The organism is Deltaproteobacteria bacterium (genome assembly GCA_016931625.1).
In the GTDB taxonomy this organism is placed as follows: domain Bacteria; phylum Myxococcota; class XYA12-FULL-58-9; order XYA12-FULL-58-9; family JAFGEK01; genus JAFGEK01.
Genome location: JAFGEK010000100.1, coordinates 1 through 11,313, shown reverse-complemented (window position 1 = coordinate 11,313; position 11,313 = coordinate 1). Strand labels below are relative to the sequence as shown.

The window sequence follows — 11,313 nt, the reverse complement described above, 5'->3', positions numbered from 1 at the left end:
CGCTCAACACATTCACGATAAGTGCTGTTAACCGCCAAATCTAATATACGTCGTTCCATCTCGTAGGTTACATCACCATCTGCTGGCAATCCTATTTTGGTATCTCTTAGGATAAAAGCCATGTTTGCATTCATGGCAGTAATAATAATTGCGCTTAATGCAGTGATGGCCACTTAATGCATCAAATTCACGTGGTACTTATGAAACATAATCTATTATTTTCTTTATTGGGTTTTGTTTTTGGGATGGTCTGTATATATTTTTTGCAGACATCTGTAACATCAACAGATAAAGATCAAAATCAACGCTAAGAGGTGCTTTGTAACGCAAACAGACAAATTAAATGGAGAAGCAAAAGTAATCCACCCCATTGGAGATATCGCAAATCATCTTTAAGTTTGTCTAATGATGAATCCGCGAAATTTATAAATGATAATTCAAATAATGCTGTTTCTTTAAAAGACTTTGTTTTAAATGAAGACAATAATGATTTATCTGTACTTCAAAACATGTCGAAAACTGATTTTTATAAAGTACAAAGAGATATTGATATAGCTAAATTAAAAGAATCTGCCGACATTCCGTTAGAAAAAATTTTAGATATCCATTTTAATAGAGTTCAGCTTTCTGAGAATGAACTTTATATAGTCGAAAATCTTGCAAAGGTGCTTTTGCAGCTTATGTCGAGATATTCATAATGTTGTTGGTGTGCCATTTTGCTACATGTTTTTTTGTTGTTTTTTCACCAGGCTAGTGCCTCTGGAGTGCGAAGTATTAAACCTTAGAATATTATCTTGATTATTTCAGCATGTTAATCAAGCTAACGGTGATACCGTCGCTACCGGAGAGTTTGAAACTTCAAGAGAAGTTATTGCGGCTTTTGTTCGCGAACAACACTTGACTAAGGGTACACGTGTTGGCCTTGAAACTGGTACGACTTCTATATTCGTAGCTCGCGAACTCGCCAAGGCTGGATTGGTGCCGATTGTCATCGATGCCCGTGAAGTACGCGCCAAAGCAAGACGCGGACGACAAAAAGACGACACCAGAGACGTTTTTGAGATCTGCGATGATGTGCGCCGTGACCTTTACGTTCGCACAGTAGCCATACCGGATGCTGATACACAACGGCTTCGCGAGCTGTTGGTGTTACGCATGCATTTCGTTCACATGCGCAGTCGTGAAGTACAGCGAACCAATCGTCACGTGACGGTAACGTGACTCGTGCACATGCGCTTGGTCTTATCTGTTCTTTGTGGACCTGGGTTTTGCGAATGGCGCCTGATGGCGACCTAAGCAGTTTTGATTCTGAAGACATTGCAATCGGCGCAGGTTGGAAAGGTGACGCTGAAGAATTTGTCGAAGCTTGTCTTCGTCGCGGATTACTCGACCAAACCGAACATGGCCTAAGTGTGCATGATTGGGAGCATTATCACGGCAGTATAAAGGCTGCAGCACGTGCTAAAAGGTATGCGCTATAAACATTACCGTTGGGGTAGGGGTAAAGTCCGGCTATAGAGCCAATGTTTATTATATGCCCACAATTTCGTGCAACCATACCTGGCAAAATGCAATGAGTGCAGGTTACAAGACCGCACCAGTTAATATTGATCATTGTATGCCAATCATCAAGTGAGGCCTCTTGTGCAGGTTCAAAACCTAAAGCTAGCCCAGCATTGTTAACTAGCACATCAACTTGGGCAAATGGATTAGGTAAGTTTTTTAATGCATTTTTAGTTGCTGCTGTATCACTAATATCTAATGTAATTGTTAAAACACGTTTTTCGCCGCCAAGTTTATTTTGCAGTTCTTCAAGCCGATGTTGACGTCGTCCGATTAATATAAGCTTAGCGTTAATAACAGCAAAAGCTTCGGCACATGCGGCACCAATACCAGAAGTAGCGCCAGTGATTAAAATAATACGGTCAGTAAAAGTTGTGTCCATCTCAAAGTGTATAAGTGATTAGTATTGCTATGAGCAATTAGAGCTATATAAAAAAAATTAAAAAAATAATAGCAACTAAGACTTGTTAAAATAAATGATTGACTTGATTGATAAAATAGCGCACATTAAGTAAGAATTATTAATTAGCAAAATAAACTACCTAATTAGCGTTGTAAATTTGGTAGTTATATGCATGCAAAACTACTTAATTAGTCAATCGAGACAAATTAACGGTAGCTTAGTATTATGCAAAGTTGCAAAATTGGTTAAGATAAAATGTCAATTAATTACACAAACGGTAAAAATTTAGCCGAATACTACGATGAGCGTCAGCAGAGGTATATTCCGATAAAATTAGAAAAAATTGTCGCCAAAAAAATGACAGCCTCCGCGGCGATGAAAGAAGCCAGCAAGTTTAACAAGAAAAAAAATTATGATGCGGTAGTAATTGAGCCACAACAAGGTGAACGTTTTTATAAAATAGGCATATTTAAACAAGTGCCCCTAGAAATTAAGCAGCCAATAATTCGCAACGCCGCTAGTGGTATTCATGCGCTAATAGGTGGTCGCAAAAAAGCTAAGATTTTATTAACAACTGATGGCTCAACTAAAGTTGATGATATCCCGCAGTTAGTAGAATTATCACACCTTGGCTTAACTCGCATAGAAGCACAGAGCATAATAGATAATAAAATAACCCCAGATGTAGCTAAAGAAATATCAGCTAGTATTGAAAGGCGCTTGCAGCAGCAAATAGCTAAGCATGAGGATAACCCAAAGTTTGGTCCGCTTTTAACCTTATTCAATTTATTTAATGCAATAGGCCAAGGCGAGCGTGCCTTTACAGTCGATGAGCTAAAAGCGAGGCAAGCAAATTTTATTGGGCAATACACTATAGATGCCAAAGGATGGCTAGTAGATGCATATACCGGCCTAGGTATTATGTGCATGGGTAAGCCCAAGCGTGAGGGTAATGTTTTTAAAGTAGGCAATTTAGTAGTAGGTAAATTTTATACAATAGTGGCACAAGCAAAAGACAAATATGATTTTTATATGACCAGGCCAGATATGAGTCGCGGCAAGTTGATAAAAGTGGTAAAGCCTGAGGGATTTTTTGCTGCTTGCTTAAGAGTATTAACAACTGATGGTGAAACAATAGACAATACAGGTAAAGAGATAATAGCTCATGATAAACAGTATGCTAAAGCAAAAGTATCACTAGTCAGGTATCTTTTACATAACTTTGAAAAGATACCAGGTAAGATACTAGAGACCATAGATAAAAAAGTAATTAAATTATTTCTCATAAAATATGTACAAAGATGTAATGAGAAAGAAAACAAAAAATATCAGGCAGAGCATGACGGAGTAAACGCAGATTATTATTTAGAGAATAAAGCGCAATTTGAAGAATTGCTGGCAAAAGAATTGCAAATACCAGGTGTCGCTTGTGCCACCGAAAAAATGTGGCCATATTTAAGCAATCAAGAAATAGACAAAGTGCGCAATAAACCCATATCAGCTAAAATAGATGCAGCTCATCGAATGGGTATATCTTTAACGATGAAGGCAACTAATGAAGCAGCAATACAAATAGCAGAATATTATGTGTTTAAAGGACTAAAGGCAGGTACGGCATATGGCTTAAAGCAGAGTGATAAAGTTTTTGCAGCAGCCAAAAAAGCCGCAGATAAGATACCAGATGCAGCAATAAATATACCAGTGCCCAAGTATGGTTTGCCGGCATTTTGTAGTGAGAAGCTAGTGACAGCGCCAGCCCCAGCAATAAGTGTTTCTACTGAAGGTATTAAGAACGTTATAAAACATATGCCAACTGGCGTTGGTGCAAAAACAGCTGACGAGATAGGTATGGCTACCGCGGGCCTTGGTGTTACTGCTTTAAAGATGGAGGGGAATGGAACTTCAAATAGTTCTTATCAATCTGAGAAGGGCATAAGTACTAATAAGTCGCGCCCATACGATGAGAAATATAATATTAGAGATAAAAATAATAAAATTACACCAGATAATAGAGAACCACATAGAGAGATTAGAAAAAAATAAAATCCTCAAAAGAAGAAAAAATTACAACCAGGTGATACAGATTATTTTTCTTTCTATTCAAAAGACATTAATCTTTCTGCACCTGGCTGTGATATTTATAGATTGAATAAAGAAATGAGAGATTATGTGCGAAATTACAATTTAACATCAGAAGGTCGTCGTAAAAAAATAGACTATGCTCTTCAATATGTAGATAAATATATGCCAGCTGATTTAAATAAGACAATTAAAGAGTTATTAGGTGATCACTGCACTGCGTATTCGCGAAGACGAAAAATATATTATCACAACCCAAATAGTCAAAGAAAAATTATTATTGTTGAAGATCCAACTTTGCAATATTTTGAAGTATATGAATACACAAAAACATTTGACGATGCTTTAATATATAATGAAACATGCAATATATTAGATATACATGGAAATTCGTTCCCGCTTTATATGCCTAATAAAAAAGTTATTTCGCATTACTCATATGCAGCTAAAATCTCTGATTTTGAGCCAAATATAAAAGATGTTATGGTAAACTCAAATTTTTAAGTGAAAATTATTGCGAGTGATTAGCAAATACTTATGACTTGTATCTAAATACGTTATTGTTATATTTATTTATTCGTGAACATGGCTTTAAATACTAAAAAAAATCATAGGGCATAAGACCTTCGGTGAAGGCCGGTTTTATGCGCTTTTTAATTTCTGTGAAGGACAGCTTGCGATCAAGGTAGTGACGCACGCGGATCTTGTAGCGAATGCGCTTTCCCCGTCTGTGGTCGCAGAAAAGCTCGAAGTTGGGCGAGTCGTAGTAGTGGGTAACATAATGCGCCCATAAGGTGGCGATGCCCGGCCGCAGGCCGTAGTCTTTGGCAAGCGCCAGTAAGACTCGGTCAAGCATACATAACGGCAATACATACTTTGTTACGCTACGTCGCAGAAGATCTCTCGCAGCTATTGCATGGGGGGCTACGGGCTCAAACCGTGCGGGCTCAAACCGTGCCAGTGCATCGTGTAACCGCGCGCTAAGCTTGGCATCAGCTAGCGTGTTAGAAGAATGCGTTTCCATCCTATTTGTCCACTTTAAAAGCCAGCCCTATAAAATAATACTACGCTTAGTATACGTGAACGACGATATAAGTGACAAGCAACGATCGCTGGCAAGGTCTCGGTTTAATGAATAACTGGATAATTAAATTAGGAAATTAGCAACATAAATCGCCACAGCACGATAAAATAAAAAGCTTAAGAGTTAAAAATGTCTGATACTAATACTAAATATCCGCTAACCGCGTCAGGCTATAGCACTGATGCTACACGGGTTACGTCGCGTACTCCAACAACCGAATCTAACGTAAATGAAGCTAATGCTATTAATGAAGCTTTACCGTTTATGGGTATGGTCGATAACTCGCAATGGTCGCTTCAGCCGGCCTTTGCGCCACAAAATGAAGCAAGCTCTGATTATTTTAAAGTTACGCCGGCTCAGAATTACTGCAACGCTAACTATAATATTATTAATACTGCAAAAAATAATAGCTTAAAATCGCCTAAAGGCATCTCGCTGCAACAATTTATGGCGTCAAGCTTCGCGCAATACCAACAGACGCCGTTAAATAACCTAGCAAGCAAGCCGGCGAGCTTTTGTAGCATTGCTGATACTGAAGCATCGGTGCCATTCGGTCTTACGACTAATCCCCTTACCGAGTGGGCAATCGCATCAACGCAGCAGACCGTAGTAATTCAAGCCACTGAATTTTTCTCAGCTTATTGTGACCAGGTTGAGCTGGTTCTCAATGCTTTATTGATCGATGGCTATAATAGCTTTAATTTTCTCAACGGCAGCGATCATAGCCCGCGCGCTTTTGATGCGGCCGGTGCTTTTTTGCGCCTTACTATTTCTCTGTGGACTGTTTTGCGTGATTTACGCTCCGGCACTATCTATGATCCAGCCCAACTAGGACAAACCTCGTGGTTAAAAATAACCCCAAATGATATCTATAACGAAGCAATAAACCGCTTGCATAATGAGGCAATCAACTATCATGTGGTTGCTCCTGAAATGTTTAGAGATCTAATATGGCAGGTAAATCCAATTATTCTCTCTGATCCCAAAGAAGGTCAGTTTAAGCTTGATAGCGAGCGCGGCAGCGCCAGATAAGCAAAATGCCGCCAAGCGCGCGCTTCTCGCCACTGCTTTTGGCTTATATAAAGGTGTAGGTCTACCTGCTAACGCCATGCCGGCATTAAACGCAATCGAGGCTACTACCAGAAAGAAGCGCACACTATTCTTGCCGCTATTGAGGCGCGACAACAACAAGTAAATAAGTTATTAAAAGATATTAACTGCTGTCAGAAAAATTCAAAAACAGTATTTGCTCCTTTAGAATACTATAAACAGCAGTTGCAAGAGATTTACCAGACAGGAGTGAATGTCATTCGTGGTATTAAAACTATGCTAGCAATTAATACGCTAAATACCTCTGCGGAAGGTACAGTAAGAACCCTAGAACAACTAACGTCCGAATTAAGTACTGCAGCCATAAATAATACATTATATAATGGCCATATTTATATGTATGCGCTCGGCAATCTAACTAATGAACAAGAAATTAAATTGATAGTAGCTCAAGCTTATGCTGAGCATGGAAATACCGCAATAGATAATATCTATAATGGACTTAACGCTGCGCGCAATATCCTTGGTACTACACAATATTGGCTTGATGCTATCGATTTCGTTTTAATCTCTCGTAATTAGAGTATATTCCTGGATGTCTATATCCTCGCGAAATTACTACGTCATGCCGATCCCCACTGGAGTTACTCTCTGTGAAAATGGCGATGAGTACAGGCTCCGGCGCGGGCATCAAGTATGGTTTAAAATACGCCTGGATCCTTAATTTTTATGGGGATGACAACCAAAATGCGGCGACTTCAGGGACACGCCCTGAATGCATCAGTATAATAATTTATTTCGTCCGCTCAATTAAAAAAATAAGCAATTTTACACGGTAGTTGCCGATACATAGCATATAAGCTTTCTGTATTTGCTGCTAAAATAACGATGCTTAAGTGAGAATATTGCGTGACACCGCCAATTATTAAAACAAGAACGAATGAGGTAGCAAGCAGCACTGCCGCAAACGATCAATTGCCGGCAACTATCGGCGATATTTCTGATGATAGCCACAATAAAGCCACTAACGGCAAAATTACGAAATCTAATAAAAATAATGTTACTGCTAGTAAAACCCATGCCGCTAAGGCTACTGTCACCGTATCTTCCAGCACTAATGGCACTAACGAAGTATTTGAATGCCCGGTAATCACGGTAAACCCTATTAGCATTAACGGCTTAATTGCTGACTATAAGACTGCTTTAGATCCAGCATTTACCCAAGAGGCCCCTGATGATGCTGCAAAGATTCGCTTTAAGCGTGCCCAAGACGAGCTGCTGGCAATCATGGCAGCAGCAGAACACACAATAGCGCAAGAGGCCAATCAAATCCCGCAGCTTGATGTCGGGCAAGGAATAATTTGGCGCAGCGGTGAGTATTTTGGCAGCGACAAAGATATTTGGCAGCCTGATGGTGAGAATATCCAGGTGCTTTATCGTATCAGCAGCATTGATGCTGATGGGGTTGTGCTAGAGCTTATTAACGGCAATAGTCCCCCAACCGAGGTTGACAACTACCTTAAAGATAAGTCGGGAATAAGCCCCATTGCTGATAATCCCCGAGCTAAGAAGTATAGCCGCGCTGCGCTAACGCAGCTTTTATCTATCCCGTCTCTTAGTGTACATAAGAGTACCGATGTCACCAGCACTCGCGTTCCCTCACCGGCAGCGCAGGCAAGTATGCAATGCATACAAGCATATTTCGCGCTTGTTGATTTGCAGCTACAAGAGCGCCTCGGCTCTAAAAACTACACGATATATAAGCATTTAGAGCAGCAAAAGTTAGCCCTAGCCACTGACCTAGATAACACCCAGCGCGCTTTAGAAGCGCGGCTTAATAAAGACTCCGGCATACAAAGCAATCTACGCTTAAGCCTTAGCCCCATAAGTGCCTGTGTCAGCGAAGTGCGCGATTTGTTGGAGCTAAATAATTGGGTTAATCGCGGTTACAGCCCACAACGAGCCGGGCGTTTTGAGGCCGGATTGAGCGCAGTAGATAAATATGCCGGCGACCCCAAGGCTGCCTTTAAAGCAACCGCCCACGATCCAGAGCTATTAGGCGAGGCAAGCGAGCGCCAGGTAATTGCTAGACTTGAGCACACCATTAGCGCCATAGATACGGCATGTGAGCGGATAGCCGACGGCAAGTCGATCTCACCGAAAACAGTGGAGGTTGATGCTGATCCGGTTCTGCGGGCAATGGCCGAGTTTGCGGTAAGTAATGACAAACAGATTTCGCACAGCAGCGTGTTAGCCACGCGTATTTCATATATACAAAAGAGGGCTAAAGAAGGTCGCGTTGGTGATGCCTTGTTGGTCTATCAGGCAACCATGCACTCGTATTTAAGCCATAAAAGCAGCAATAACGAGAGCTTTCATTATACCAGTGACGGCAAGGGCTCATTGCTGCTGGCAATTCATACCGTGTTGCTGCGGCATAATTTAACTAATCGCAGGTTGGTGTTATCAAGCCGCGAGCTGTCCTCACCCAAGATACGCAGGCTAGCCATAAGTCACTGGGGCGAAATAGAAGCTGTTTATCAGGCACTACATACTGGCGCTGGCGAAGCAGAGCCTGATATTTTTATGCCTTATGATGTGGCTGCTTTTGAAGCAGAGGTCTCGCGTCTGCAACGCATTGAGCGTGATGGGCGGCATGCTGAGCTGCAAAAAATAATTAACAGAGAAAATATCGACGAGGCTCTAGACGCCATCAAAGCAGCCGAGCCTTCCTATGCCGCGCAATTTGGTATGGGTGTGCTTCGTATATTAGATTCCCCGCAATTGGTGGGGATGGTGGCAGTTGGTACTGCTACCTCTGGGTTAGCAAGCGGCTTATTGCTCGGTAAACAAGCAGTATCAGCAGCAGAGCTATTGAATCTAGCGCGTAACGGCGCGTTTGGCTTAGAAGCTTTAAGCTTATGCACGCTTGGGGTAACTTACGATGGCATTAGCTTTCTAATGGGTATGAATGTATTTAACTGGGCGATTGGCGAGTATGAGCTGATTGATTTTAGTATAGGTGGATATTTTCGCAGCATTTTGATGATGGGAATTGTGCAACTAGCTGCGGCGCGGCATGTGCAACGCGTTTATAAAGCCGCAGCAGCGCGTAGTGCGCAAAGCACACAAGCACATCTAGCTAGAAATTTAGCAAGCAAGGCTGGTGAAGGAGCGCGTTATTTTACCGAGGAAGCTATTTGCTTAGGAGCTATCGATACGATTGCTCTGTTACAAGCGCAGGGTAATCTCGATGGGTTGTATTTGGCTCTTGAGCATACCGTACAGTTTTTGCTGGCAATGCGGCTGGCACATGGAGTGCAACGCGCAGTTGGTTTAGATGTGCGCTCGCGACGCCAAGGGGTACGGTATCAACCTAACGCAGCAGAAGTCAGAGCCTTTGCAGTTGTATTAGAGGCAATGCGCGAGTGTCGCAATAACCCGAGCACAACTTCGTTAGCGCGTATGCGCGATGCTTTGACTGCGTATTTTAAAACACTTGCCTGGCGAGAAGTGCCGGTAAGCGCAAAGTCTACGGTTAGTGCAGAGCTTGCGGCTGGTGCAAAACCTACAGCTATCGCAAAACCTTCAGCAAGCTCAGAGTCTGTGGCACCGCAACCAAGCAAGCCAACACAAAATCCTCCGGAATCCGTAGAACCAAAACCGCTGCTTAAGCCTACTGATCTTCTCGGTCTTATACCTCTGCAACAGCAAGCAACTGCGTTAGTTGCAAAAGTAACCGATGCTGAGACACTCCTTTTAAAATTTGGAGAAACAACAAAAGCCGAAGGTGAAGCTGCAAAAAAGCTTGCTGATACTTGGGCTCAACAGCGCCAGGCACTAGAAAAAATAAATAACGAATTGGCTACGGATATAGAGGCGCTACGGTATAGCATCTCTCCAATCGAGTTAATGGCGGAGGCAAGGGTGCTAAAAGCTGATCCGGCATATTCAGATATTAATAGCGCAATAGAAAATGGGATGCATTTCCTTGAAATGTCCACAAGAATATTAAACCTCAACCGTATACCTCCAGGGCCAGCTATACCAAAAGTTACTGCTAGTGATATTGATGCGCTTATAAAGTCAATAGGGGGTGAGATACTACCAACCGAATCATTCTTAGAAACGCCGCAAAAACCACTCGTGCCCCCATCACTTAAACCTAGTGTTCTGCCATCTAAACCTAGTACGCCGGCCCCTAAACCAAGAGCGATACCCTCTATTTATAAAAAAATACCTTTGCCAAATCCTGATTCACCAGCAAGCCTCGCACAATTTGCGCAACAAATCAAAGAGCTCGGCTCTACTATGATCGAAGCTTTAAAATCTGACTGTAAAGAAGCTGAAACAGCGCTGGTTACTGATGTAGAATTAAGCAATAGCCTACTAGATCATGTACAAACAGCACGACAATACTACAGCGCTGCTGCAACATTTGCAGATAGTTATAAAAAAGCCTGTACTCAAAATGGCAAAACCGCAACCTCTTCAAGTGATGCTTTTAAATATATACAAGAATTTGCTCGCACTTTTAATGAACAAATCATCACTGCCAATAAGCTGGGTAATGTGCGGCGAGAAATGTATTTTGCACAAAAAGTAATTACTGATCTTATGCAAGAACGCTTTAAAATCCAAGATGCTTTAAATCAAGCAGCGAAAATAATCAAAGAAGGCAACCTTCAAAAGCTGCCAAAAGTTAATCTGCCAGAGCCAAGCTATATAGAAACTTCGCTGGAAGGATATACAACCACCTTTAAAAGGTATCAGCAAAATTTTGCCAATGCTACAGGAGCCTTAACCAATACTGCCAAAGAGTTGCCAAAACAATTTAATGCTGAGGTTAAATACTATATAAATATAGTACGACTAGGAAGATTATATCAGATAGTCGAGCCATTAATACGTCAAGTTAAAAAATGCGATGAAGATATTATTAAATTAAGAATGAGCAAATCAGCTAACTTGCCGCTAGCAAAGGATAATATTATAAAGACTCGCAAGATAGTACAAAATAAAATAAACGAGATAGAACATAAGCAAACAGAGATCGAGAATGACGTGAATGTATATTTTTTAATAGACAATTCTTTTCTTGGCATTGTCCAAAAAATTACGTTCGAGTTGCCGG

9 protein-coding genes and 1 pseudogene are annotated in these 11,313 nt (G+C 41.3%); 8 read left to right on the top strand and 2 right to left on the bottom strand.

Going from position 1 to position 11,313, the window contains the following annotated elements; translation table 11 throughout:
* Window positions 1-398 precede the first annotated feature (398 nt).
* From JW841_09210 to JW841_09200, 3 genes and pseudogenes are all read left to right on the top strand, one after another.
* Complete coding sequence (locus JW841_09210) at window positions 399-698, top strand: hypothetical protein (GenBank protein ID MBN1961112.1); 300 nt, start codon at window positions 399-401, stop codon at window positions 696-698.
* Window positions 699-810: 112 nt separating this feature from the next.
* Window positions 811-1,221, top strand: a pseudogene (locus JW841_09205) (transposase).
* Window positions 1,218-1,481: a hypothetical protein gene (locus tag JW841_09200; GenBank protein ID MBN1961111.1), complete on the top strand. Its 264-nt coding sequence runs from the start codon at window positions 1,218-1,220 to the stop codon at window positions 1,479-1,481. Before JW841_09205 ends, JW841_09200 begins: the two are co-directional and overlap by 4 nt.
* On the opposite strand, the gene JW841_09195 is transcribed toward JW841_09200, so the two are convergent.
* Window positions 1,433-1,945: an SDR family NAD(P)-dependent oxidoreductase gene (locus tag JW841_09195; protein ID MBN1961110.1), complete on the bottom strand. Its 513-nt coding sequence runs from the start codon at window positions 1,943-1,945 to the stop codon at window positions 1,433-1,435. The genes JW841_09200 and JW841_09195 overlap by 49 nt on opposite strands.
* A gap of 276 nt (window positions 1,946-2,221) precedes the next feature.
* Here JW841_09195 and JW841_09190 point away from each other — a divergent pair, with 276 nt between their 5' ends.
* Both JW841_09190 and JW841_09185 read left to right on the top strand, forming a co-directional pair.
* Window positions 2,222-4,009 (top strand): hypothetical protein, encoded by a 1,788-nt coding sequence (locus JW841_09190; protein ID MBN1961109.1) that lies wholly within the window; start codon window positions 2,222-2,224, stop codon window positions 4,007-4,009.
* Between the two features lie 126 nt (window positions 4,010-4,135).
* Window positions 4,136-4,549: a hypothetical protein gene (locus JW841_09185; protein ID MBN1961108.1), complete on the top strand. Its 414-nt coding sequence runs from the start codon at window positions 4,136-4,138 to the stop codon at window positions 4,547-4,549.
* 94 nt (window positions 4,550-4,643) lie between these two features.
* Here JW841_09185 and JW841_09180 read toward each other — a convergent pair whose 3' ends face one another.
* Window positions 4,644-4,901, bottom strand: a complete 258-nt coding sequence (locus JW841_09180; protein MBN1961107.1) for a VTC domain-containing protein — start codon at window positions 4,899-4,901, stop codon at window positions 4,644-4,646.
* 357 nt (window positions 4,902-5,258) lie between these two features.
* Here JW841_09180 and JW841_09175 point away from each other — a divergent pair, with 357 nt between their 5' ends.
* The 3 genes from JW841_09175 to JW841_09165 form a co-directional block, all read left to right on the top strand.
* Entirely contained in the window at window positions 5,259-6,161 is a 903-nt protein-coding gene (locus JW841_09175; GenBank protein MBN1961106.1) for a hypothetical protein, read from the top strand.
* 267 nt (window positions 6,162-6,428) lie between these two features.
* A complete protein-coding gene (locus JW841_09170; protein MBN1961105.1) occupies window positions 6,429-6,761 on the top strand; it encodes a hypothetical protein in 333 nt (110 codons plus the stop codon).
* A 327-nt stretch (window positions 6,762-7,088) separates the two neighbouring features.
* A partial coding sequence (locus JW841_09165; protein MBN1961104.1) for a hypothetical protein occupies window positions 7,089-11,313 on the top strand: 4,225 nt, incomplete at its 3' end.